Annotated in this window: 20 protein-coding genes; 12 read left to right on the plus strand and 8 right to left on the minus strand. The window is 61.0% G+C overall.

Features of this window, described 5'->3' with window-relative positions; all coding sequences use genetic code 11:
- Positions 1–66 precede the first annotated feature (66 nt).
- Both fecR and fecI read right to left on the minus strand, forming a co-directional pair.
- Positions 67–1,023, minus strand: a complete 957-nt coding sequence (gene fecR / locus ACP3TA_RS17380; protein ID WP_089194710.1) for a ferric citrate uptake sigma factor regulator FecR — start codon at positions 1,021–1,023, stop codon at positions 67–69.
- Positions 1,020–1,544 carry a ferric citrate uptake sigma factor FecI gene (gene fecI / locus ACP3TA_RS17385; RefSeq protein ID WP_046686988.1) on the minus strand — a complete coding sequence of 175 codons (525 nt, stop codon included), beginning with the start codon at positions 1,542–1,544 and terminating at the stop codon, positions 1,020–1,022. The genes fecR and fecI overlap by 4 nt, the downstream gene beginning before the upstream one ends.
- A 142-nt stretch (positions 1,545–1,686) precedes the next feature.
- Between fecI and ACP3TA_RS17390 the strand changes: the two genes are divergently transcribed.
- The 4 genes from ACP3TA_RS17390 (at position 1,687) to dcp (ending at position 6,572) form a co-directional block, all read left to right on the plus strand.
- The gene (locus ACP3TA_RS17390) at positions 1,687–2,016 is read left to right on the plus strand and encodes a hypothetical protein (RefSeq protein WP_129993111.1); all 330 of its coding nucleotides are present in this window, start codon (positions 1,687–1,689) and stop codon (positions 2,014–2,016) included.
- Positions 1,973–3,289 (plus strand): guanine deaminase, encoded by a 1,317-nt coding sequence (gene guaD, locus ACP3TA_RS17395; RefSeq protein ID WP_103682011.1) that lies wholly within the window; start codon positions 1,973–1,975, stop codon positions 3,287–3,289. Before ACP3TA_RS17390 ends, guaD begins: the two co-directional genes overlap by 44 nt.
- 444 nt (positions 3,290–3,733) lie before the next feature.
- Positions 3,734–4,204, plus strand: a complete 471-nt coding sequence (locus ACP3TA_RS17400) for a hypothetical protein (protein WP_144236176.1) — start codon at positions 3,734–3,736, stop codon at positions 4,202–4,204.
- A 166-nt stretch (positions 4,205–4,370) separates the two neighbouring features.
- Complete coding sequence (gene dcp, locus ACP3TA_RS17405) at positions 4,371–6,572, plus strand: peptidyl-dipeptidase Dcp (protein WP_206195902.1); 2,202 nt, start codon at positions 4,371–4,373, stop codon at positions 6,570–6,572.
- Positions 6,573–6,643: 71 nt separating this feature from the next.
- On the opposite strand, the gene ACP3TA_RS17410 is transcribed toward dcp, so the two are convergent.
- The 5 genes from ACP3TA_RS17410 to ACP3TA_RS17430 form a co-directional block, all read right to left on the minus strand.
- Positions 6,644–7,954: an MFS transporter gene (locus ACP3TA_RS17410; protein ID WP_016927840.1), complete on the minus strand. Its 1,311-nt coding sequence runs from the start codon at positions 7,952–7,954 to the stop codon at positions 6,644–6,646.
- 142 nt (positions 7,955–8,096) lie between these two features.
- Positions 8,097–8,726, minus strand: a complete 630-nt coding sequence (locus tag ACP3TA_RS17415) for an N-carbamoylsarcosine amidohydrolase (RefSeq protein WP_033634448.1) — start codon at positions 8,724–8,726, stop codon at positions 8,097–8,099.
- Between the two features lie 9 nt (positions 8,727–8,735).
- Positions 8,736–9,488 (minus strand): maleate cis-trans isomerase family protein, encoded by a 753-nt coding sequence (locus tag ACP3TA_RS17420; protein ID WP_016927838.1) that lies wholly within the window; start codon positions 9,486–9,488, stop codon positions 8,736–8,738.
- Between the two features lie 15 nt (positions 9,489–9,503).
- Complete coding sequence (locus ACP3TA_RS17425; RefSeq protein ID WP_046686995.1) at positions 9,504–10,298, minus strand: alpha/beta fold hydrolase; 795 nt, start codon at positions 10,296–10,298, stop codon at positions 9,504–9,506.
- A complete protein-coding gene (locus tag ACP3TA_RS17430; protein ID WP_033645813.1) occupies positions 10,295–11,446 on the minus strand; it encodes an FAD-dependent monooxygenase in 1,152 nt (383 codons plus the stop codon). Before ACP3TA_RS17430 ends, ACP3TA_RS17425 begins: the two co-directional genes overlap by 4 nt.
- Before the next feature lie 326 nt (positions 11,447–11,772).
- On the opposite strand from ACP3TA_RS17430, the gene ACP3TA_RS17435 reads away from it, so the two are divergent.
- The 4 genes from ACP3TA_RS17435 (at position 11,773) to ACP3TA_RS17450 (ending at position 17,561) form a co-directional block, all read left to right on the plus strand.
- On the plus strand, positions 11,773–12,831 hold the full coding sequence (locus tag ACP3TA_RS17435) for a 2,5-dihydroxypyridine 5,6-dioxygenase (RefSeq protein ID WP_046686996.1): 1,059 nt from the start codon (positions 11,773–11,775) through the stop codon (positions 12,829–12,831).
- 66 nt (positions 12,832–12,897) lie between these two features.
- A complete protein-coding gene (locus tag ACP3TA_RS17440) occupies positions 12,898–13,371 on the plus strand; it encodes a MarR family winged helix-turn-helix transcriptional regulator (protein WP_089180871.1) in 474 nt (157 codons plus the stop codon).
- 85 nt (positions 13,372–13,456) lie between these two features.
- Positions 13,457–13,999 (plus strand): (2Fe-2S)-binding protein, encoded by a 543-nt coding sequence (locus ACP3TA_RS17445; RefSeq protein WP_198809394.1) that lies wholly within the window; start codon positions 13,457–13,459, stop codon positions 13,997–13,999.
- A complete protein-coding gene (locus tag ACP3TA_RS17450; RefSeq protein ID WP_198809395.1) occupies positions 13,992–17,561 on the plus strand; it encodes a molybdopterin cofactor-binding domain-containing protein in 3,570 nt (1,189 codons plus the stop codon). Before ACP3TA_RS17445 ends, ACP3TA_RS17450 begins: the two co-directional genes overlap by 8 nt.
- A 6-nt stretch (positions 17,562–17,567) precedes the next feature.
- On the opposite strand, the gene ACP3TA_RS17455 is transcribed toward ACP3TA_RS17450, so the two are convergent.
- On the minus strand, positions 17,568–18,449 hold the full coding sequence (locus tag ACP3TA_RS17455; RefSeq protein ID WP_033642996.1) for a LysR family transcriptional regulator: 882 nt from the start codon (positions 18,447–18,449) through the stop codon (positions 17,568–17,570).
- 107 nt (positions 18,450–18,556) lie between these two features.
- On the opposite strand from ACP3TA_RS17455, the gene ACP3TA_RS17460 reads away from it, so the two are divergent.
- From ACP3TA_RS17460 to ACP3TA_RS17475, 4 genes are all read left to right on the plus strand, one after another.
- Positions 18,557–19,300, plus strand: a complete 744-nt coding sequence (locus tag ACP3TA_RS17460; RefSeq protein WP_047026166.1) for a sulfite exporter TauE/SafE family protein — start codon at positions 18,557–18,559, stop codon at positions 19,298–19,300.
- A 268-nt stretch (positions 19,301–19,568) separates the two neighbouring features.
- The gene (locus ACP3TA_RS17465) at positions 19,569–19,892 is read left to right on the plus strand and encodes a hypothetical protein (protein ID WP_084710323.1); all 324 of its coding nucleotides are present in this window, start codon (positions 19,569–19,571) and stop codon (positions 19,890–19,892) included.
- Between the two features lie 261 nt (positions 19,893–20,153).
- Positions 20,154–21,428 carry an HlyD family secretion protein gene (locus tag ACP3TA_RS17470; protein WP_033642998.1) on the plus strand — a complete coding sequence of 425 codons (1,275 nt, stop codon included), beginning with the start codon at positions 20,154–20,156 and terminating at the stop codon, positions 21,426–21,428.
- Positions 21,421–23,520 carry a peptidase domain-containing ABC transporter gene (locus tag ACP3TA_RS17475; protein ID WP_103682008.1) on the plus strand — a complete coding sequence of 700 codons (2,100 nt, stop codon included), beginning with the start codon at positions 21,421–21,423 and terminating at the stop codon, positions 23,518–23,520. Before ACP3TA_RS17470 ends, ACP3TA_RS17475 begins: the two co-directional genes overlap by 8 nt.
- Positions 23,521–23,552 lie beyond the last annotated feature (32 nt).

Below are 23,552 nucleotides of genomic sequence, written 5' to 3' on the forward strand. Positions count from 1 at the left end.
AGTCGGATGAGCAAAGCAAAAGGGACAATCAAGAATGCGATTTTTTATCATTTTCATTTAAAAAATTCAGGCGGGGACGATTTGCAACCAATAGCGGGTAAAGCTTTGCAGGCGTACCGGCAGCGTCTGGCTGAGCAGGGCGAGGGCGCGATCGGTATCGTTGAGCGGGAAACTGCCGCTGACGCGCAGGCCGGCAACGGCCGGATCGCAGCTCAGGTGGCCGCGCCGATAGCGCGCCAGTTCGGCGATCACCCGGTCCAGCCGCCACTGGCTGACGCTCAGCACCCCGTGTAGCCAGCCGTCTTCCGCCGTAGCCGGTTGCTTATCGCTGAAGGCCGCCGCGCTGAAGCTTATCTGTTCGCCGGCGTTCACCCGGCGCTTTTGTTGCGCGTCTTGCGCCAGCTGCGCTTCGACTGCATGCTCCAGCACCGTCAGGCGCGTTTCGCCGCCGCTCTCGCGCACCAAAAAACGGGTGCCGAGCGCGCGCATCGCCCCTTGCGGGCTCTGCACCCACAGCGGCCGGGCATCGCGTCCGGTAACCAGGCTGATTTCCCCGGCGTGCAAGCGGATCAGCCGTTGGCGATCGTCGTAATGCACGTCCACCGCGCTGGCGGTGTTCAGCACCAGCTGGGTGCCGTCGCTTAACACAATGGGTTTGATTTCGCCGGTGGCGGTGCAGTAGTCGGCGCGCAGCTCCTGGCCGAGCGGCGACCGGTAGAAGAAGCCGCCGCCGCCCACGCCGAGCAACAGCAGCAGGCTTTTCAGCAGGGTGCGGCGATCGATCGTCGATTGACGGCCGGCGCGATCGAGCGCGCGATAGCTGAATTTGCCCGGCACGCCCTGCAGCTGGCTCTGCAACGCTTCGACGCGCTGCCAGGCCCAGCGGTGATCGTCATGCTGCTGGTGCCAGGCTTGCCACTGTTGGCGCTGGCGTTCGGTGACGTGCTCGTCGCACAGCAGGGCATACCAGTGTGCGGCCATTTTCAGCGCCTGGCGCTGCTCGGGGGTGATGGCGTTGCTCATGAATAAACGTCGTTTTCGAGGATGAACAGCAGGCAATGCTCGGTGGCTTTGGCCATGTATTTTTTAACCGAACTGACCGACACGCCGAGGCGCGCGGCGATGTCCGCATAGCCCAGGCCTTCGAGCTGCGACAACAGAAAGGCCTGTTTTACCTTCGGCCCCAGGCCGTCGAGCATGGCGTCGATCTGCTGCAGGCTTTCCAGCAGGCTCTGGCGCTGCTCCGGCGACGGGGCGTAGCCTTCCGGGATCAGCGCCAGCATCTCAAGATAGGCGCGCTCCAGCGTTCTGCGGCGGAACAGATCGACCATCACCCGCTTGGCGACGGTGACCAGAAAATCTTTCGGCTCGCGCAGGGTCGCCGCGGCGTCGCTTTTCAGCAGGCGCATAAAGGTGTCCTGCGCCACATCGTCCGCGTCGAAAGCGCAGCCCAGCCGCCGACGCAACCATCCCTGCAACCAGGCGTGGTGGGTGGCGTAAAGGCGCGACAGCGCGGCGTGCGGGGCAGAGGCGGTGGCGGACATGGTTTTCGCATTGCTGGTCAAAAAGATGCGCGGATGATAATTGAGAATAGTTATCGTTTCAAGTTTAGCCGTTGCCTCCAGGCTGGAGTTCCGCCCCCGGACGCGGCGTTGAAATAAAGCGGACGGTCGTAAAGAGCGTCGTTTGCCCATTAAAGGTGCAGCGGCGCGGTGTTATTTCGGCAAGCAAACGGTTGCTATTTATCCGCCGTCGAAGACTGAGCGTGGGTCTTATTCTCTTTCGCCGGTCTATGCTTTTAGGTTAATTACCAATCAATTGTTTTTATTTAAAAATGTATTTTATCGCCGCCTGTTGGCACACGGCTTGCTATGCTTAATCCGGTCTTTGCGTTTGGGTAAAAAGGGCCTTGTTTCATCATCGCAATTTATTATGCGGATGGGCTTGGCCGGTCGTCACAAGGAAGAAAATAATGGCACTGCAATTCACCACGGCTATTCGTGGCAATTTTTTTGATATCGCAGCCTGTGTGGAGGCGCCGCAACAGCTCGAAGAACGCCTGCGGCATGTTCCCGACGGTTTGCTGCTGCTGAACGACGGCGTCATCGTCTGGTTCGGCAGCTGGCGGCAGGGCGAGGCGCTGCTGCCGCCGGGCTTCGCGGTCACGGAGTATCGCGACAAGCTGATCGTGCCGGGTTTTATCGATACCCATATCCATTATCCGCAAACCGAAATGATTGGCGCCTATGGCGATCAACTGCTGGACTGGTTAAACAATTACACCTTCCCGACCGAAAGCCGTTACGACTGTGAGCAGCACACCGACGCGATGTCGGCTTTCTTTCTGCAGCAGTTGCTGAGTAACGGCACCACCACCGCGCTGGTGTTCGGCACCGTGCATCCACAGTCGGTCGATGCGCTGTTCAGCCAGGCGGCAGCGCTGAACATGCGCCTGATCGCCGGCAAGGTCATGATGGATCGCCATGCGCCGGAGGCGCTGCTGGAAACGCCGGAGCAGAGTTATCGCCAGACGCGCGAACTGATCGAACGCTGGCACGGCAAAGGCCGCCTCGGTTACGCCATTACGCCGCGCTTTGCGCCCACCAGTACGCCGGCGCTGCTGGCGCAGGTGCAGCGGCTACGTGAAGAATATCCCGACGTTTGGCTGCAGACGCACCTGAGCGAGAACCCGCAGGAAGTGGCCTGGGTAAAAGCGCTGTTCCCGCAACACCGCAGCTATCTGGATGTTTACCACCGCTACGGCATGACCGGCGATAAAAGCGTATTCGCCCATTGCCTGCATCTGGAGGAGCAGGAGTGGGACTGCTTGTGCGATACCCGCTCGGCGATCGCCTTTTGTCCCACCTCCAACCTGTTTCTCGGCAGTGGGCTGTTTGACCTGCAGCAGGCCTGGCGCAAGCGGGTGAAGCTCGGCATCGGCACCGACGTGGGGGCCGGCACCACCTTCAATATGCTGCGCACGTTAGGCGAGGCGTACAAGGTCGGCCAGCTGCAGCATTACCGGCTCTCCGCCGTAGAAGCGTTCTATCATGCCACCCTGGGCGGCGCCCGCGCGCTGTCGCTGGACGACAAAATCGGTAACTTCAACGTCGGCAAAGAGGCGGATTTCGTGGTGCTCGATCCGGCGGTCACGCCGCTGCAGCAGTTGCGCTACGCCAACAGCGCCACGACGGCGGAACAAGGGTTCGTGCTGATGACCCTGGGGGACGATCGCAATATTTATCGCACCTATGTGGACGGCAAGGTGGTTTATGAGGCGTCGCGCTGACGCAGCCGTATTCATTACCAGTATCGAAGCGTCCAACGTCGTTGTCTTTATCTGATTATTGAGCGGGAAAGGGCGGAGAGACGTGAAGTCATTGGCACAGGGTTAACACCGTTGAGCGGATACTCTTTATCAGGAATAACTCTGCGCGTATTTTTAATTAAAAATTATATAAAGGATTTATTGCTCATGCTTGTGTCTGACCCCCGTTATCACTTGTTAGCCGTCTGCAGCGCTCAGCATCTGCGCGCTGTAGCTGAAAGGATCTGTGCTCGCGATAAACTAGAACCGCTAGCGTTTGATGCTGTTCTTTGGCGGAGCTGTTGGACATCACCACTGCCAAGCATATCGCCAGAGTCGTCAAGTGAGTTTTTGCAATCGGTGGGGCATGTTTATCCTCGCGCCACTTATGAGCTAAGGTCTTGGCTCATAAGTGGCAGACGTAAGTTGGATCTGCAAGCTGCCGACAAGCTGATTTATCTTGCTCGCGTGATCGAGAAGGCGTGGAAAGTTGAAGAGCAACCTTCCGTTTGGCGCAAGCACCCCAGTAACAGGCTCAATGGTTATGCGTACAATATCGTACAGATCCTTATACATACCAGCGTATCTGAGGATTATCCAAAGGAGAATAATATCTCTCACCGGCATGATTTGCTTACGCATTCACCGAGTAACTCAAGGCTCACGGCTTGGATGGAAAAATATCAACATAGCTCAAAAGACCCCTTTGTTTTCGCACGGCTTGATGTGACACGTATCAGTAATATGAGGGAGTTGTTTCTGTGGCAAATTTCGCTTGAAACCCGTAGCGGATTATATACTTCGGCAACCTTCGAGGCGGCAGTGGGGAAAATAATCAGGTCATACGATCGTCCGGTGCCCGGTCGGCGCATTCAAGCGTTTATAGGTTATATCTAATCGAGTTAACGCACTGCTATACGCCACAGGGAGCAAATCATCGAGGGAGGAGTATTCTAATCACTTGTTTTTGCTCAAACTGCCAACTGCGCCTAAGCTAGGAGGTGACTCAGAGGGAGCCATTCCCCGAGACCTTATTCCGTGAACATGGAGGAGTTTCGATTTGATGCGTTTATCCACATTGGTGCTGGCGATCGGCATGGCGCTGGGCTCGCAGGCACAGGCAGCAGAAACCCAACCTCACGCCGACCATAGCGCGCTGCCCAGCGGCCAGGCGAAGGAGGCTACCGTGACCGGTGAAGCCAATCAGCACGACAAGCAAAAGACCCAAAATCCGTTCTTCTATCAAAGCCGTCTGCCGTTCCAGGCGCCGCCATTCAACCTGATCAAGGAAAGCGACTACGCGCCGGCGATCGAAGCGGGCATCAAGCAAAAGCGGGAAGAGGTGGAGAAGATCGCCAACAACCCGGCCAAGCCTAACTTTAAAAATACCTTCGTGGCGCTGGAGCAGGCCGGTTCGCTGCTGACGCGGGTGATGAACGTGTTCGGCGCCATGACCTCGGCCAATACCAGCGATGCGCTGCAGAAGCTGGATGAAGAAACCTCGCCGAAGCTGGCGGCGCTGAACGACGACATCATGCTCAACGGCAAGCTGTTCGCGCGCATCAAGGCCATCTATCAAGATCGCGATGCGCTAAAGCTGGATCCGGAGTCACGTCGGCTGGTGGAAGTCACCTATAAGAACTTCGAGCTGGCGGGCGCCAACCTGTCGGACGCCGACAAGGCCAAGCTGAAGGCGCTGAACCAGGAAGCGGCGACGCTGAGCACCCAGTTCACCAACAAACTGCTGGCGGCGAGCAAAAACGGCGCGCTGGCGATAACCGACCAGGCGAAGCTGGACGGTCTGTCCGAAGGTGAGCTGGCCGCGGCAGCGCAGGCGGCCGCCGAGCGCAAGCTGGAGAAACAGTGGCTGTTGGTGCTGCAGAACACCACCCAGCAGCCGCTGCTGCAGAGCCTGAAAGATCGCGATACCCGCAAAGCGCTGTTCGACGCCTCCTGGACGCGTGCGGAGAAGGGCGACGGCAACGATACCCGCCAGACCATTTCCCGACTGGCCAAGGTGCGCGCCGAGCAGGCCAAGCTGTTGGGTTACCCGAACTACGCCGCCTGGAAACTGCAAAACCAGATGGCCAAGACGCCGGATGCCGCGCTGAGCTTTATGCGCAACATCGTGCCGGCGGCCACCGCGCGCGCCGAACGTGAAGCCAAAGACATTCAGGCGGTGATCGACCAGCAGAAAGGCGATTTCAAGGTGCAGGCCTGGGACTGGCAGTTCTACGCCGAACAGGTGCGCAAGGCCAAGTACGATCTGGACGAGTCGCAGATCAAACCTTACTTCGAGCTGAACAACGTGCTGAACAACGGCGTGTTCTACGCCGCCAACCTGCTGTACGGCATCAGCTTCAAAGAGCGCAAGGACATTCCGGTCTACCAGCCGGACGTTAAGGTGTATGAAGTGTTCGACAAGGACGGCAAATCGCTGGCGCTGTTCTATACCGACTACTTCAAGCGCGACAACAAGGGCGGCGGCGCCTGGATGAGCAACTTCGTCGATCAGTCGAAGCTCAATGGCACCAAGCCGGTGATCTACAACGTCGCCAACTTCACCAAACCGGCGCCGGAGCAGCCGGCGCTGCTGTCGTATGACGACGTGATCACCATGTTCCACGAGTTCGGCCATGCGCTGCACGGCATGTTCGCCGATCAGGAATACCCGAGCCTGTCGGGCACCAACACCGCGCGCGACTTCGTCGAGTTCCCGTCGCAGTTCAACGAGCACTGGGTCAGCGATCCGAAAGTGTTCAGCCACTTCGCCAAGCACTACCAGACCGGCGAGGCGATGCCGCAGGAACTGGTCGACAAGATCAAGAAGGCCGACAAGTTCAACAAGGGCTACAGCATGACCGAGCTGCTGTCCGCCGCGCTGCTGGATATGCACTGGCACATGCTGACCGCCGATCAGCCGCAGCAGGATGTGGACAAGTTCGAGGCCGAGTCGCTGCAAAAAGACAAGGTGGATCTCAGCTACGTGCCGCCGCGTTACCGTTCCAGCTACTTCCAGCACATCTGGGGTAACGGCTACGCCGCGGGCTATTACGCCTATCTGTGGACGGAAATGCTGGCGGACGACGCCTTCCAGTGGTTCACCGAACACGGTGGCCTGACCGCCGAGAACGGCCAGCGCTTCCGCGACATGATCCTGTCGCGCGGCAACAGTCAGGATCTGGAGAAGCTGTACATCGACTGGCGCGGCAAAGAGCCGAGCATCGAGCCGATGCTGATCAACCGCGGGCTGAAGGACGAGTAAGTTCGTCCATTCCCGGTAAGCAAAAAGAAGGGCGCATTATGCGCCCTTCGTCTTTTTGGCGTGGCCGACGCTCAGCGGTTCACCACCTTGGCCGGCAGGGCCACCACCAGCAGCGAGCTGAGCAGCAGGCAGCCGGCGAAGGCCCAGAGCGCGCCGCCGCTCTTGCCGGTCAGATCCAGCGCCAACCCCATCAGCGAATTGCTAACCAGCCCGGCGATGTTGGCCAGCGAACAGGCCAGCGCGAAGCCGGTCGCCGCCGCCGTGCCGCGCAGGAAGGTGGCCGGCAGGCTGAAGAACACTGGCACCGCGCCGATGATCGCCGCCTGGGCGATGGAAAACAGCAGCACCGTGGCCAACGCATTGTGGGTGAAGAAGGTGCTGCCGGCCATCGCCAGCGCGCCGATGATAAACGGCACGATGATATGCCAGCGCCGTTCGCGCAGCCGGTCCGAACTGCTGCCGATCAGCAGCATGCCGAGCAGGGCGGCGACGCTGGGGATCGCCGTCAGGTAGCCGATGGTGGTGATGTCGGTGACGCCGGCGGTTTTGATGAAGGTCGGCATCCAAAAGCCCATGGCGTAGGCGCTGAGCAGAATAGCGAAGTCGATGCCGCCGAGCATCCACACTTTCAGGTTGAAGAAGCCGTCGCGGAAGCTGTGCTTGCCGTGATCGGCCTCGGCGTCGTCACGCGCCAAATCGTCGGCGATGCGCTGTTTTTCCTCGGGCGTCAGCCACTTGGCCTGCTGATAAGTGTTAGGCAACAGCCAGAAGGTCAGCACGCCCAACAGCACGCTGGGAATGCCCTCCAGCAAAAACAACCACTGCCAACCGTGCAGCCCGTGGCGCATGTCGAAATGGCCCATGATCCAGCCGGAGAGCGGCCCGCCGATCACGCTGGAGAGCGGCAGGCCGATCATGAACAGCGCGATGATGCGGCCGCGGCGATAGGTCGGGAACCACAGCGTCAGGTAAAAGAGCACGCCGGGCAGGAAACCGGCCTCCGCCACGCCGAGCAAAAAGCGAATGACGTAGAACTGGGTCGGCGTGGTGACGAACATGGTGGCGGTGGACAGCAGCCCCCAGGTGATCATGATGCGGGCGATCCACATCTTGGCGCCGACGCGCTGCAGGATCAGGTTGCTCGGCACCTCGAACAGAATATAGCCGACGAAGAACAGCCCGGCGCCCAGACCAAAGGCCGCTTCGCTCAGCTGCAGCGCGTCGGCCATCTGCAGCTTGGCCAGCCCGACGTTGATGCGATCGAGGTAGGCCGCCAGGTAGCACAGGCAAAGAAACGGGATCAGTTTCCAGGTGATTTTGCGGTACAGCAGCAGCGATTCTGCGTCCGCTTTCCCCGCCAGCGGGGTGTCGACAATGGCCATGATGTTGTCTCCAGGTGGTGCGTGTTGGCCTCCGCAGGAGGCGCCTGTTGTGTTTGCGTTGCATGGGCGCCGCCCTGTTTCGGGCGGTCGCGTGAGGCGCTGTTTGCGCCTTCGTTATTGTCGTTGCAGGTGAATCGTTGACTCATAACCGGTTCAGGTAGTCGAGCGCCTCCCGTTTGTGCACCACATCGCCGTATTTGCTGTCGATGTCGAACAGGTTGGCTTCGTGCGGGCCGGGGTGACGATCGCCGACGCACTCGCGCACCACCATGGCGCGAAAGCCGTGCTGCACCGCATCCACCGCGCTGGCGCGGATGCAGCCGCTGGTGGAGCAGCCGATCATCAGCAGCGTGTCGATCCCTTGCGCCACCAGCAGCGGCGCCAGCGCGGTGCCGAAGAAGGCGCTGGCGTATTGCTTGCTCAGCACCACCTCATCGGCCAGCGGCGCCACCGGCGGGCAGAACGCCGCCAGCGGGTTGCCCGCCACCATGTCTTTCATCACCGGCGCTTTCTTCACCCACAAGCCGCCATCGGCAAAATGGCCTGCATGATAGCGGATATGGGTGTGGATCACCGGAATTCCCGTTCGGCGCGCGCAGGCCAGCAGCTCGCGGCTTTCCTCGACCGCGCTCACCACGCCCGGCGCGAACAGCGGCGCGCCTTCGGTGGTGTAGGCCTGCATAAAGTCGATCGCCAGCAGCGCCGGGCGCCGGCCGAAGCCGATGCGCTGGCCCCAGACGCCGCGATAGTTGTCGCTGAGGGTGTCGTTCATTCTGCCTCCTCAATAAGCGCCGGACAGCAGGGCGCCGGCGCCGGGAACGATCGGTTCCAGCTCCAGCGCGGTCAGCATCGCGTAAGTGGTGGCGATGGCGGCGGTGATCACCGGTTTGCCGGTTTGGGCCTCCACCGTCGGGACGGCCGGCAGCGAAGGCATCTGCACGCAGGCGGACAGCACGATAGCATCGACCTCGCGTAAGTCCATCTCGGCGACGATCCCCGGCAGCCTGGCCGGATCGTGCCGGCCGACGTCGAGGTTGTCCGGGATCTCCAGCGCGCGCCATACTTTGACCTCGATGCCTTCGTGCTGGATGTAGTCCACCACCAGCTGGGTCAGCGGTTTCATGTAGGGCGCCACCAGCGCGATGCGTTTGGCGCCGATCACCTTCAGGCCGTTGACCAGCGCGCCGGCGCTGCTGATGACCGGCGCGGCGGCCTGATTGTCTTTCGTCACCTGCGCCAGCCGGGCCTGCGATTCGCGGTGGTAACCCAGCCCCATCGCCATGATGGCCACCAGGCAGGCGTAGCCGAGCACGTCGACCCGCGCGTCGGACAGCTCCAGCGCGCAGCGATCGGACTCGGCGTCCATCGCCGCCAATTCTTCTTTATTGACGTGTTTCATGCGCATGCGGCTGGAGTGAAAGGTGAAACGCTCCGGGCGTATCAGTTGGCGCGCGCCCAGCATTGCCGGGATCTCGGTTTCCATCGTGGTGTTGGAGCTGGGCACGATCTGGCCGATGCGGTAGTGGTTGCTCATGTCGGTGTTCCTCAGTTAATCCAGAAAATCGCCCAGGGCGCGGAAGAAGCCGTCGAAATCGTCCCACGGGATCATGTGTCCGGCGTTCTCGACCTCGACGATGGCGATCTCCGGCTGCAGCGCGCGGATCTCCGCCCGGTCTTCGGGCTGAATGACGCCGCCTTTGCCCGCGGCCATCAGCAGCGTCGGCATGGTCAGCTGCGGGTAGTCGCGGTGGCTGTCCACCTGATGAAAATCGTCGTAGGCGCGTTGGATCGCCGGCTCGTAGCAGGTGTGCAGCCACTCGGCGCGCAGCTGGCGCTGTTCTTCGCTCCAGGTTGGGCAAAAGGCGCGCATCTGCTCGGCGCTCATGCCCGGCAGCGACTGCCGGATGGAGTCGGCGTACCACGGCCATTGGCCGGGATAGGCGCGGCGGCCGGGGCCGGAAACCGGCGGATCGACCAGCACCAGCCGTCGCACGCCGTCGGGCTGCAAAGCGGCGGCGCGCAGGGCGAAGCGGGCGCCCATCGAATGGCCGAGCAGGGCGTAACTGCCCAGGTTCAGCGCGGCGGCGAAGGCGTTGACGTCCTGTGCGCAGGTCTCTGCGTCATAAGCCAACTCCGGGCCGCTGGACGACAAACCGCGGCCGCGCACGTCGAGCACGTAGACGTCGTATTTTTCCCCCAGTCGCTCGGCGACGAAGCCCCAGGTGATCGCTGGGCTGGTGATGCCGGGGACCAGGATCAGCGCCGGGCCGTGGCCGCCGTAGCGCAGGTAATGTTGGCGAATGTCGTTGGCGTGAACGTGGGCGCCGTAGAGGAAGGTGCTCATGCGGCGTTCTCCGATTTCAGCGCTTGCGCGTACAGGTCATAGCCGTAGACCCAGGCCGGATCTTCCTGGGTGCGCAGGAAGGTGTTGGCGTTGGACACCGCCTGCACCCTTGATGCGCGCTCCTTGCGGTTGGCTTCATACAGCTGGAAGGCGGTGCGGTAGTCGCCGAGGCCGGTTTCCTGCAGACAGCGGGTCAGCATGGCGGCGTCTTCGATCGCCATCGCCGCGCCCTGCGCCATGTGCGGTTTCATCGGATGGCAGGCATCGCCGAGCAGCACCAGGCGGCCTTCGCTCCACAGCGGCAGCGGTTTGCGATTCAGCAATGGCCATTTGGTGACCTGCTCGCTGGATTCGATCAGCGCCTGCACGATCGGGTGGTAGCCGGCGAAGGTCTCGAACATCTCTTCGCGGCTGCTGTCGATGAAGCTGCCCTGGAAATCCCAGGCTGGGTGCGGGACGCCGCTGACGTAGTAATACTCGTCGCGCCGTTGGGTGGTGTAGTAGACCATCAGATGGCGATCCGCCGACCACCACTTTACGCAGTCTTCGAACGTCAGATTGTATTTCGCCAGCTTCTCGCCGCGGATCAGCGCGCGGTGGGCCACCCAGCCGCTGTAGGTCGGCGCTTCAGCGCCCAGCAGGTGCTCACGAATGCGCGAATTGATGCCGTCGGCGCCGATCACGATGTCGGCGTGGGCCGAGGTGCCGTCGACGAAGTTCAGCACCACCTCGTCACCGCGATCTTCAATTTTGCTCAGGCATTTGCCGAAGTGCAGGGTGCCGGGCTGCAGCGCGGAGAGCTGCAACGCCTGCAAATCGCCGCGGTGTACCGTCACATAGGCGGCGCCGTACTCCCGGCGGGCGAAGGCGCCCAGTTCGATGCGCGACAGGTAGTCGCCGCTTTCGGCGTCGCGGCTGAACCAGAAATCGGGATGAGACGCCATCTGCTCCAACCGCTGCTCAATACCGAGGCGGCGGAAAATCTTCAGTACGTTCGGCCCCATGTGAATGCCCGCGCCGAGGCGTGAGAACGCCGGGCTCTGTTCATACAGATCGACGGTAAAGCCGGCTTTTTGCAGCAGCCCGGCGGCAGCGGCGCCCCCCAGCCCGGCGCCGACGACGGCGATGCGTGGTTGTTTGCTCATCATGTTTCCCCTGTCTGTTGGCTTTTTTCAGCGTAGGTCCAACGCATGGCTGGACGATCGATTTATAGTGCACACGCTAGATAACGCAAAGTTGCAAAAGTGTTAAATCAGATCTTGCTCACGCTAATTGACGGCGTATTACTGTTAAACTCATGTTAATCACAGGATTGACGCGGGATGAAATAGGACTTTCTTATGGTGGATATTCGCAGCTTGCTTTCCTTTGCTTTTTTGACTTAGATAAAACGAGTGTGTTCACTTTAAATTGTTTGAAAAATAACCGCCGCCTTGCGGGCGTCGGTCACCCTTGACGAGACAGGAGACAGGCCATGGCGGTCAATGAAACCCAGTTGGTACAGCTGTTCGAGCAGGTGCTTACGCTGTCGAAGGTCGATGCTTCGCAGAGCGTGGCGATTTTGAAAAGCCATTATTCCGATGCGCGCACGGTGCGCGCCGCGACCGACGCGGCGCTGCGGCTGGGCGCCAAGGTGTATGCCGTCGAACTGCCGGCGTTCAACCATCCGCGAGCGATGGGCAACGACATGACCGCCTATTGCGGCGATACCGCGCTGACCGGCAATCTGGCGGCGCAGCGTGCGCTGGAGGCCGCCGACCTGATCGTCGATACCATGATGCTGCTGCATTCGCCGGAGCAGGAACAGATCCTGAAAACCGGCACCCGCATCCTGCTGGCGGTGGAGCCGCCGGAGGTGCTGGCGCGCATGTTGCCCAACGCGGAGGACAAGGCGCGGGTGCTGGCCGCCGCCGCCGTGCTGGAGCAGGCGAAGCTGATGCAGGTAACCTCCGCCGCCGGCAGCGATTTCCGCGCGCCGCTCGGGCAATACCCGACGGTGACCGAGTACGGCTATGCCGATGAACCGGGGCGCTGGGATCACTGGCCGAGCGGTTTCCTGTTCACCTGGCCAAATGAGGAGCAGGCGGAAGGGGTGCTGGTGCTGGAGGTCGGCGATATTTTGCTGCCGTTCAAAAGCTATGCGCGCGAACGCATCACGCTGGAGATCGAAAAAGGGTTCGTCACCCGCATTCACGGCGGCTTCGAGGCGGAATACCTGCGCGAATATATGAAATACTTCGACGATCCGGAGGTGTACGGCATCTCGCACATCGGCTGGGGCCTGCAGCCGCGCGCCCAGTGGACGGCGATGGGCCTGCACGACAAGAACGACGGTATGTGCATGGACGCGCGCGCGTTCTACGGCAACTTCCTGTTCTCCACCGGGCCGAACACCGAAGTGGGCGGCACGCGCAAAACGCCTTGCCATATGGATATCGCGCTGCGCCGCTGCGACATTCGCCTCGACGGGCAAACGGTGGTGGCGGACGGTGAAGTGGTGGCGCCGGAGGCGTCGCGCGTGCGCCGGGCGTAATCGTTGCTGCCAACGGCGGGGGTTTGTACTATTCTCGTGGATTCCATAGATGGTGAGAGTAACGCAATGACGCCCCCCGAATACCCGTCAGCCGTGAGCGGCCAACCCGAAAATTATCATTTTACCGAGCAAGTCGGGCACCTGCTGCGCAAGGTTTATCAGCGCCACGTGGCGATTTTCCAGCAAAACGTCGGCGATTCGCAGCTGACGGCGGTGCAGTTCATCACCCTGTGCGCGGTGCGCGATATGGGGCCGAGCTCGCTGACCGAACTGGTGCAGGTGACGGCGGTGGATCAGGCCACCATACGCGGTATCGTCGAACGGCTGAAGGCGCGCGATCTGATCACGGTGACGCCGGATCCGATCGATCGGCGCAAGGTGGTAGTCGGCCTCACCGACGCCGGTGCCGTGCTGCTGACGGAAACGGTGCCGCAGGCGGCGAAAATCACAGAGCTGACGTTCGGAACGCTCAACCCGGCCGAACGGATAGCGCTGATATTCCTGCTGAATAAAATGCTGGAAGATCCGCCCACCGGCTGATTCGCCCGCGCAACGTCGGTTGCCTGGTGGTCGGTGGCGAGGAGACAGCCCATAAGACCATCACGTGCAGGCGGAGACGCGAATAATGGCGATATCTGAAGTGCAATCGCCCAAGGAAGGCGCGAAAACCACGCTGACGGAGCATCCGCTGATGCTGTCGGTGAACGGCGAACAGCTTCATGCGCAGGTGATGGCGGATACGCCGCTCTTGCTGGTGCTGCGCAACGATCTGGCGCTCAACGGCCCGAAATACGGCTGCGGCCTGGGCGAATGCGGCGCGTGTACCGTGTTGATCGACGGCGTGGCGGCGCGCTCCTGCGTGATCCCGGCGCTCGGCGTGTCCGGACGGGCGATTGTGACCCTGGAAGGCCTTGGCGATCGCCAGCGCCTGCACCCAGTGCAGCGTGCCTTTATCGAAGAGCAGGCGGCGCAATGCGGCTACTGCCTCAATGGCATGATCATGACCACCAAAGCCCTGTTGGATCGCAATCCCGCCCCGAGCGAGGCGGAGATCCGTCAGGCGCTGTCCGGCAACCTGTGCCGCTGCGGCACCCATCTCGAAATCCTGCGTGCGGTTCAGCGCGCCATCATTCTCTGCCGCGATGAGGACGCCCACGCCCATGACTGATTCCCGTGTCCCATCGCCGAGCCAGGCCGACTTGCTGCAGCGCGACGGCGTGCTGCTGATCGTCGACAGCGTGCAACCGCCGCCGGGGCTGGTGCCCAAAGGGCAAACGCCGGTGCTGAAGCCCAAAGAGCAGGGGCTGTTTATCGCCCTGTGCGGCAGCGGCGAAATCTATGCCTTTAACGGCCATGTCGATCTTGGCACCGGCGTGCGCACCGCGCTCGGGCAGATCGTCGCCGAAGAGCTGTACCTGCGCATGGATCAGGTGCAAATGGTGTTGGGCGATACCGAACGCGCGCCGAATCAGGGCGCCACCATCGCCAGCGCCACGCTGCAGATCTCCGCCGTGCCGCTGCGCAACGCCGCCGCTGAAGCGCGCCGTTGGCTGTTGCGCCAGGCGGCGCAGCGCTTCGATGCGTCGGTGGAACAGCTGACGCTGGAGGAGGGCGTGATCCGCAGCCCGCAGGGGCAGGCGCTCAGCTACGCCGAGCTGGTGGCCGGCGCGCATGTCGAGCTGTCGATTTCCGGCGACGCGCCGCTGAAACCGCAGGCGGAGTATCGCCTGGTGGGCACCAGCGCCGCGCGCGTCGATATTCCGGCCAAGGCGACCGGCGAAACCACCTACGTACACGATATGCGCCTGCCGAACATGCTGCACGGCCGGGTAGTGCGGCCGCCCTATGCCGGGTACGACAGCGGCGAATTTGTCGGCACCAGCCTGCTGGCGGTGGACGAAACCTCGATCGCGCATATTCCCGGCATCGTCAAACTGGTGGTGATCGGCGATTTCATCGGCATCGTCGCCGAACGCGAAGAGCAGGCGATCAAGGCGGCGCAGGCGCTGCAGGTCAGTTGGAAAGACTGGCGCCGCAATTTGCCGCAGATGACCGACGTGGCGCAGGCGCTGCGCGACAATCCGCACTCGACCCGGGTGGTGCACGATACCGGTGATGTGGACGCGGCGCTGGCGGCGGCCGACAGGCGTTTCACCCGCAGCTACCTGTGGCCGTATCAGCTGCATGCCTCGATCGGCCCTTCCTGCGCGCTGGCGGACTACCGGCCGGAGCGCCTGCAGGTCTGGTCAGGCAGCCAGAATCCGCACCTGCTGCGCGCCGATCTGGCCTGGCTGCTGGAGTACCCGGAAGCGCAGATCGAGATCGTTCGCATGGAGGCGGCCGGTTGCTATGGCCGCAATTGCGCCGATGACGTCTGCGCCGACGCGGCGCTGCTGTCGCGCGCGGCGGGCAGGCCGGTGCGGGTGCAGCTGACCCGCGAGCAAGAGCATGTGTGGGAACCGAAGGGCACGGCGCAACTGATGGAGGTGGACGGCGGGCTGGACGCCGCCGGGCACCCGGTCGCCTACGACTTTCGCACCTATTATCCTTCCAACGGCGCGCCGACGCTGGCGCTGTTGCTGACCGGCCGCGTCGAACCGCTGCCGGTGGCCTATGAGATGGGCGACCGCACCTCGGTGCCGCCTTATGCGTATCCGGCGCTGCGCGTCAGCATCGAGGACATGGCGCCGATCGTGCGCGCCTCCTGGATGCGCGGCGTTTCCGCCTTGCCCAACACCTTCGCCCACGAGTCTTATATCGATGAGCTGGCCCACGCCGCCGGCGTCGATCCGCTGGAGTATCGGCTGCGCTACATCCATGATGAACGCGCCAGTGAACTGATGCGCAGCACCGCAGAACGCGCCGGCTGGACGCCGCACACCGAACCGATGCAGACCCCGGCGGAGGACGGTGTGCTGCGCGGGCGCGGCTTTGCCTATGCCCGTTACATCCACAGCAAGTTTCCCGGCTTTGGCGCGGCCTGGGCCGCCTGGGTGGCCGACGTGGCGATCGACAAAGCCAGCGGCGAAGTGGCGGTGACGCGCATCGTGGTCGGCCACGACGCGGGCATGATGGTTAACCCGGACGGCGTGCGTCACCAAATCCATGGCAACGTATTGCAATCGACCAGCCGGGTGTTGAAAGAGCGCGTGACCTTTGAGGAATCGACGGTCTCCGCCAAAGAGTGGGGGGCTTACCCGATCCTGACCTTCCCGGAAGTGCCGGAGGTGGACGTGGTGATGATGCCGCGCCCTTACGATCCGCCGCTGGGCGCCGGGGAGTCGGCGTCGGTGCCCAGCGCGGCGGCCATCGCCAACGCGGTGTTCGACGCCACCGGCATTCGTTTTCGCGAGCTGCCGATCACCTCGGACAAGCTGCGTGAGGCGCTGAACGGGCCGGATGCCGAGCGGCAGGCCGCGCCGCCCAAGAAAAAGAAACGCGGCAAATGGTGGTTCGGCGGCGCGGCGGGGCTGTTCGGCGCGGTGCTGGGCATCGCCGGCAGTGCCTTGCCGTGGCGGGCGGAGATCGCGCCGGTGGCGACGCCCGGCGCCGGCACCTGGTCGGCCACCACGCTGGAGCGCGGCCGCCAGCTGGCCGCCGCCGGAGACTGCGCGGTTTGCCATACCGCGTCGGAAGGGGCGACCAACGCCGGCGGGCTGGCGATGGCGACGCCGTTCGGCACGCTCTACAGCACCAACATTACCCCGGACGTGGCAACCGGCATCGGCAACTGGTCATTTACCGCGTTCGATCGGGCGATGCGCCAGGGCATCGCCCGCGACGGCCGCCATCTGTATCCGGCATTTCCTTACACCGCCTTCAGTAAAATGACCGACGGCGACATGCAGGCGCTGTACGCTTATCTGATGTCGCAACCGGCGGTGCGCCAGAGCAATCCGGCCAATCAGATGCGTTTCCCGTTTAACCTGCGGCCGCTGATGGCCGGCTGGAACGCGCTGTTCCTGCGCCAGGGGGAATATCAACCCGATCCGCAACAAAGCGCGCAGTGGAACCGCGGCGCCTATCTGGTCAACGGCCTTGGTCACTGTGCCGCCTGCCATTCGCCACGCAATCTGCTGGGGGCGGAAAAGGGCGGCGCGGCTTTCCTGGCGGGGGGGATGGTGGACGGGTGGGAAGCGCCGGCGCTGAATCAATTGGCCAACGCGGACAAACCCTGGACCGAGGAACAGCTGTTTCAGTACTTCCGCAGCGGGCATTCCGCCGAGCACGGCGTGGCGGCCGGGCCGATGGGGCCGGTGGTCAGCGAACTGGCGACGTTGCCGCAGAGCGATCTGCGGGCGATGGCCAACTATGTGATGTCGCTGAGCGCCAAGGCGACGCTGAATGTGGAACCGCAGGCGCAGTTGGCGGCCCGCGCGTTGCCTGCGGGTCAACTGGCGGGCGAGCGGTTGTTTCAGGGCGCTTGCCAGGCCTGTCACAGCGCCGCCGCCGGCGGGCCGCAGCTGTTCGGCGTCAGCCCGGATCTGGCCAATAACACCAATATCTTCAGCGATCGTCCCGATAACCTGATCAAGGTGATCCTGCAAGGGATCCCCAAACCGGCCACCGCCGAATTGGGCTTTATGCCGGGCTTTAAGGACAGCTTTTCCGATCGGCAGGTGACGGCGCTGGTGAATTATCTGCGCCATCGCTATGCCGGCGACAAACCGGCCTGGCGCGACGTGGAGGCTCAGGTGGCGCGGCTGCGCGCAGAGCCGGGCACGCACTGAGCCGCCTCAGGCTTGGCGCAGGAATGCCACCAGCCGCTGCGCCGGCAGCGGCAGCTGCGCCAGGTCACGCACCGCGATCGACAGGCGCCGGGTCGCCCACTCGTCTGTCAACGTCAGTGCGCTGTGCCGAATTTGCGGATGGCGTTGGGCGCTCTCTTCCGGCACCACCGCCAGCCCGGCACCGCGCAGCACCATGCGGCAGATGGCGTCGAAATGAGCCGCGCGCGCCCGCAGCCGCATCGGGCCGCCGCTGCGTATCGCCAGCTGTTCCAGATGCTGTTGCAGCGCACTCTCTTCCGGCAGGCCGATGAAATCAAAAGGCAGGGCGTCCGCAAAGCTGAGCGTGCGGCGGCCGCTGAGCGCATGCCCCGGCGGCAACGCCAGCACCAGACGATCCTGGCGAAAAGGGTAGCTTGCCAGCCCACGCAGATCGGCGTGATCCGCCGCGATGCCGATATCCGCTGCCTGTTCAGCGATCGCCTGCGCGATGGCCGGGCTGGGCAGCTCCTCCAGTACAATATCGGTATGCGGGTGCAGCACCAGAAAATCCGCCAACAGCTCCGGCAGAAAAGCGTCGGCGGCGACGGTATTGGCGACGATGCGCAGTCGGCTGCGCTGGCCCGGCGCGAACTCGGCCAGGTCGCCGCGCAACCGCTCACGCTGCTGTAAGAGCACTCGCGCGTGATGCAACAGGCGCTCACCGGCGGGCGTCGCCTGGACGCCGCGCGGATTGCGCGTCAGCAGCGCTACGCCGGCCTGTTGCTCTAGCCCGCGCATGCGGGCGCTGGCGGCGGCCAGCGACAGCCCAACGCGCTCGGCGCCGGCGGTGATGCTGCCGGTCTCGAGCACCGCCGCCAACAGCCGCAGATCGATAAAGTCAAAATGCATGCGTTTTCCCTCTGTCTTTGCCGCAGGCAGGCTCTGCCATTGCCGCATTGTGCCGCGCCATACCGCCGGCCACAATCGAGCCGTTGATTCGCCATAAGGATAGACGCATGTCGCTGACGCTACTCGAGATTATCGCCCTGACGGGCATTTTTACACTGGCCGGCACGGTCAAAGGAGCGATCGGTCTGGGGCTGCCGACCGTGTCGATGGGGCTGCTCAGCCTGATGATGCCGCCGGGTCAGGCCGCCGCGTTGCTGTTGCTGCCTTCGCTGATCACCAACCTGTGGCAGTTGCTGCGCGGGGCGCGGCTGGGGGCGCTGTGCCGCCGGCTCTGGCCGATGATGCTGTGCGTCACGCTTGGCACGGTGTTGAGCGCGGGGGCGCTCACTGCCGGCGACGGCCGCCTGGCGCCGCTGGCGCTGGGCGTGTGTCTGATCGGTTATGCGCTGCTGGGTTTTACCCGTTTCGACTGGCGCGTTTCCGCTGCGGCGGAACCCTGGTTGGGGCCGCTGTGCGGCCTGGTGACCGGTGCGCTGACCGGCACCACCGGAGTGTTCGTCATTCCGGCGGTGCCTTACCTGAATGCGTTGGGCCTGGCGCGCGACGATCTGGTGCAGGCGCTGGGGCTGTCGTTCACCGTCTCGACGCTGGCGCTGGCCGCCGGTTTAGCCTGGCATCAGGCGCTGCCCGCCACGCTGCTCGGCGGTTCGCTGTTGGCGCTGTTGCCGGCGTTGGGCGGCATGTGGCTGGGGGAGAGGGTGCGCCGTCATTGTCGCCCGCAGCTGTTCCGCCGCCTCTTCTTTATTGGGCTATTAATCTTGGGCGTTGAGATTATTTGGCGATTCAATTAATTGAATCGATAGCATGTGCGTGTAATCAGGTTCGGTATATTATTCTTGGTTTTATTCTAATATGATTGTTTTCAATGTTTAAAATGGACTTTCTTATTGGATTTTTTATGAAATACAGAGTGGTTATGTATTGTCATTAGTGTGTTTTACTTTTTCAACTATAACCCTTTTAAAATGGGATAACCCCAGTGAATGCATAGGGGAACATTGATGAAGGAAATTTTAAGCAGCCAATTCTATGCGATGTCGGGTGGATGGCAGGATCGAGATGGGAGTGGAAAAAGAGCGTCTGATAACGGAGATGGGGTATATGATGAATAGATATGTTGTTTTTATAAAGAGTGATGAATCAAAAGTGCTAAGAAAGGAAGTGGTTACGCGAGAAATAATTAAAGACATGAAGCAGAAGGGGTTCAGAAAGCATTATGTTGAAGTAGAGGCTGAGAACGAAAGCGATGCCATTAAAAAATTAAATAAGAACAGCAATGATTATTTGGATTCATTGAGAAATTTTTCAGGTGATTTATTGTTCTGTTCTATTTTTGTTATTGTTATGACGATCGTCTATTTTGCCACGATGAAAATGAGTTAGAAGTAGATGCTGTAGGATTTAAAAAACAAAAAGGCTTGTCGAACTGGAACTCTCTGATTTTTCTCTGGATATGTTGCTGTCATTGGGTGAAACATACGTTCATAAAAATTTATTGGCGTTAGGATCACTCAGAAGATTTAAAGGTGTTTATTTTAATAGTTTCATGTCCTCTCACCAAAATTAACTGACCTTCTGCTTATTTTAATGTCAATACAGTAGTCTGTGAATTTGAATGTTAGCTATCACTAAGGGACGCTGCTCATGTTTCGCCAGGAAGCGATCGAGAATCAGAAAATGAAATGGCGTGGCAGGGCGCTCCTGCTACCCGGTATTCCCGTTTGGGGCACGACAGGGCTCTGCCTGTTTTTCTTCATCGCTTTTCTCACCTTCGCGATCGCCGGTACTTATACCCGGCGGGTCAACGTGACCGGCGAGATCAGCACTTATCCGCGCGCCGCCAACGTTTATTCCGCCGTCCAGGGGATAGTGGTCAAGCAATTCGTCACCGAAGGGCAGGTGATTGCCGCTGGTGCCCCCATTTACCAGATCGACGTCAGCAAGAGTACCCGTAGCGGTGTGATCAGCGACAACCAGCGCCGGGATATCGATGGCCAGCTGGCACGCATTGCGCAAATCATCAACCGACTGGAAAGCAGCAAGCAGGCCACGCTTATCATGCTGGAACAACAGAAGGCGCAATACACCGCCGCATTCACCCGTTCCACCGATATCCTCAAACGCGCCCAGGAAGGGATTCGCATCATGAAGGAAAACATGGAGAACTACCGGCACTATCAGACCAAAGGGCTGATCAATAAGGATCAGCTCACCAACCAGGTGGCGCTGTATTACCAGCAGCAGAACAACCTGCTGGGCCTGTCCGGCCAGAACGAACAGAATGCGCTGCAGATCACCGCGCTGGAAAGCCAGATCCATATCCAGGCTGCCGAATTCGACAACCAGATTTACCAGATGGAGCTGCAGCGCTACGAGCTGCAAAAGGAGCGGCAAAACATAGATGCCACTGGCGATATTATCGTTCGCGCGCTGGCCGGCGGCCGTATCGATTCGCTGAGCGTCACGGTTGGCCAAATGGTCAACGTCGGCGACAGTCTGCTGCAGATTATCCCGCAAAACATCGATCGCTATGCCCTGGTACTGTGGGTGCCCAACGACGCTATCCCCTACATCGTCGCCGGCGATAAGGTCAATGTGCGCTATGACGCTTTTCCGGCGGAGAAATTTGGCCAGTTTGCCGGTACGGTGGCCGTCATCTCCAAAGCCCCGGCCTCGCCGCAGGAAATGCTGACCTATCAGGGAGCGCCCAAAGCGGCGCTGACCGCCGCCGTGCCGTACTACAAGGTGATCGTCATGCCGGAGAAACAGGCCATTGCCTATGACGGTAAACGTCTGAGCCTGGAAAACGGCATGAAAGCGCAAAGCACCCTGTTTCTGGAAAAAAGGAAGATTTATCAATGGATGCTGTCGCCGTTCTACGACATGAAACACAGCGCGACGGGGCCAGTCAATGAGTAGGACCTCATTCAAACAACGGGTCAGCCAACTGGATCTGCGGTTGCGCCACCGGGTTTCGATGGTGCACCAGACCGAGTCGTCGGAATGCGGGCTGGCCTGTCTGGCGATGATCTGCGGTTATTACGGCAAAAATATCGACATGATCGCGCTGCGCCGGCAGTTCAACCTGTCAACCCGCGGTGCAACGCTGGTTGGACTGACCGGTATCGCCGAGCAATTGGGGTTGAGTACCCGTCCCCTGTCGCTGGATCTGGACGAACTCGGCGCGCTAAAACTGCCCTGCATTTTGCACTGGGAATTCAACCATTTTGTGGTGCTGGTCAGCGTCAAAGGCCACCGCGCAGTGCTGCATGATCCGGCGCGCGGGCGCCGGGCCGTCAGCCTGACGGAACTGTCGCACAGTTTCACCGGCGTAGCGCTTGAGGCCTGGCCCGGCAGCGAATTCACCGCCGACAGCGTCCGCCATCGCATTCATCTTCGCACGCTGATCGGCAGCGTGCATGGCCTCAAGGGGGCGCTCGGCAAAATTTTTTGCCTGTCTCTGGTATTCGAAACCATCAACCTGGTGATGCCCATCGGCACGCAGCTGGTGATGGATCATGCTATTCCTGCCGGAGATCGCGGGTTACTGTCGCTCATCTGCGCCGGATTGATGCTGTTTATCTTGTTGCGGGCCGCCATCGGCATGGTGCGGGCATGGTCAGGATTGGTCATGGCGACGCTTATCAACGTTCAGTGGCAGTCCGGGTTGTTCACCCATCTGCTGCGCCTGCCGCTCGGTTACTTTGAACGTCGTAAGCTGGGGGACATTCAGTCACGCTTCGGTTCACTGGATACGCTGCGCAGCACTTTCACCACCAGCATCGTCGGCGCCATCATGGACGGCATCATGGTGATCGGTGTGCTGGTGATGATGGCGCTGTATGGCGGCTGGCTGACCTGGGTAGTGCTCACTTTCACTGCGCTTTATGTGTTGATGCGACTGCTGACCTACGGCTATTACCGTCAGCTGTCCGAGGAGGCGCTGGTGAGAGAGGCTCGGGCCGGCTCGTATTTTATGGAAACGCTGTACGGTATCGCTACCGTCAAGATGCAGGGCATGGCAGAACGCCGCATCGCTCACTGGCTAAACCTTGAAATCGACACCATCAACACGGGGATCCGCGTCACCCGAATGGACATGCTGTTTGGCGGGATCAACACCTTTATAGCGGCGTGTGACCAGATCGTCATTCTGTGGTTGGGAACTAGCCTGGTGATCGATAACCAGATGACCCTCGGTATGTTCGTGGCGTTCGGCGCCTTTCGGGGGCAGTTCTCCGACCGCATCGGGTCGCTGACGGAATTTTTGCTTCAGCTGCGCATGATGAGCCTGCATAACGAGCGCATTGCCGATATTGCCCTGCATCCGCGGGAGGAGCGTAAACCCGATCACCCTTACACGGCGGGCCTGCAACCTTTGGGATTGACGACCCATGCCCTGAGCTATCGTTACGACAGCCAGTCACCGGCTATCTTTGATGGCCTGGACATCAGTATTGCGCCGGGCGAAAGCGTGGCTATCGTGGGCTCGTCCGGTGCCGGCAAGACCACGCTGATGAAGGTGTTGTGCGGACTGTTTACCCCGGCTGCAGGGCGGGTTGAGGTGAACGGCGTCGATATCCGGCAGCTCGGCATCAACAACTACCACAAAATGATTGCCTGCGTGATGCAGGACGACAAACTGTTCTCCGGCTCAATCCGCGAAAATATTTGCGGGTTCGCGGACAAGATGGATGATGCCTGGATGGAAGCCTGTGCCCGTGCCAGCTATCTGCATGAGGTGATCATGCGCATGCCGATGGGGTATGAAACCCCGATCGGCGAGTTGGGGGAAGGGTTGTCCGGCGGGCAAAAACAACGGCTATTCATAGCCCGGGCAATCTACAAGAAACCGGCTATTTTGTTCCTGGATGAGGCCACCAGTGCGCTGGATAAGGAGAGCGAAGCTGCCGTGAATCAGGCAATTAAGAGACTCAATATCACTAAGCTGATCATTGCCCACCGTGAAACGACCATTGCGTCGGCAGATCGGGTTATACATCTTGGATAAGGGGGGATATCACCCGCGCCACAAGCCATTTA

The organism is Serratia sp. 2C06, assembly GCF_050037615.1.
In the GTDB taxonomy this organism is placed as follows: Bacteria; Pseudomonadota; Gammaproteobacteria; order Enterobacterales; family Enterobacteriaceae; genus Serratia; species Serratia ureilytica.

Excerpts from the sequence above, each read along its gene's own strand:
- fecR (WP_089194710.1), bottom strand. The coding sequence starts at position 1,023 with ATGAGCAACGCCATCACCCCCGAGCAGCGCCAGGCGCTGAAAATGGCC.
- fecI (WP_046686988.1), bottom strand. The coding sequence starts at position 1,544 with ATGTCCGCCACCGCCTCTGCCCCGCACGCCGCGCTGTCGCGCCTTTAC.
- guaD (WP_103682011.1), top strand. The coding sequence starts at position 1,973 with ATGGCACTGCAATTCACCACGGCTATTCGTGGCAATTTTTTTGATATC.
- dcp (WP_206195902.1), top strand. The coding sequence starts at position 4,371 with ATGCGTTTATCCACATTGGTGCTGGCGATCGGCATGGCGCTGGGCTCG.
- ACP3TA_RS17410 (WP_016927840.1), bottom strand. The coding sequence starts at position 7,954 with ATGGCCATTGTCGACACCCCGCTGGCGGGGAAAGCGGACGCAGAATCG.
- ACP3TA_RS17415 (WP_033634448.1), bottom strand. The coding sequence starts at position 8,726 with ATGAACGACACCCTCAGCGACAACTATCGCGGCGTCTGGGGCCAGCGC.
- ACP3TA_RS17420 (WP_016927838.1), bottom strand. The coding sequence starts at position 9,488 with ATGAGCAACCACTACCGCATCGGCCAGATCGTGCCCAGCTCCAACACC.
- ACP3TA_RS17425 (WP_046686995.1), bottom strand. The coding sequence starts at position 10,298 with ATGAGCACCTTCCTCTACGGCGCCCACGTTCACGCCAACGACATTCGC.
- ACP3TA_RS17430 (WP_033645813.1), bottom strand. The coding sequence starts at position 11,446 with ATGATGAGCAAACAACCACGCATCGCCGTCGTCGGCGCCGGGCTGGGG.
- ACP3TA_RS17435 (WP_046686996.1), top strand. The coding sequence starts at position 11,773 with ATGGCGGTCAATGAAACCCAGTTGGTACAGCTGTTCGAGCAGGTGCTT.
- ACP3TA_RS17440 (WP_089180871.1), top strand. The coding sequence starts at position 12,898 with ATGACGCCCCCCGAATACCCGTCAGCCGTGAGCGGCCAACCCGAAAAT.
- ACP3TA_RS17445 (WP_198809394.1), top strand. The coding sequence starts at position 13,457 with ATGGCGATATCTGAAGTGCAATCGCCCAAGGAAGGCGCGAAAACCACG.
- ACP3TA_RS17450 (WP_198809395.1), top strand. The coding sequence starts at position 13,992 with ATGACTGATTCCCGTGTCCCATCGCCGAGCCAGGCCGACTTGCTGCAG.
- ACP3TA_RS17455 (WP_033642996.1), bottom strand. The coding sequence starts at position 18,449 with ATGCATTTTGACTTTATCGATCTGCGGCTGTTGGCGGCGGTGCTCGAG.
- ACP3TA_RS17460 (WP_047026166.1), top strand. The coding sequence starts at position 18,557 with ATGTCGCTGACGCTACTCGAGATTATCGCCCTGACGGGCATTTTTACA.
- ACP3TA_RS17465 (WP_084710323.1), top strand. The coding sequence starts at position 19,569 with ATGGGAGTGGAAAAAGAGCGTCTGATAACGGAGATGGGGTATATGATG.
- ACP3TA_RS17470 (WP_033642998.1), top strand. The coding sequence starts at position 20,154 with ATGTTTCGCCAGGAAGCGATCGAGAATCAGAAAATGAAATGGCGTGGC.
- ACP3TA_RS17475 (WP_103682008.1), top strand. The coding sequence starts at position 21,421 with ATGAGTAGGACCTCATTCAAACAACGGGTCAGCCAACTGGATCTGCGG.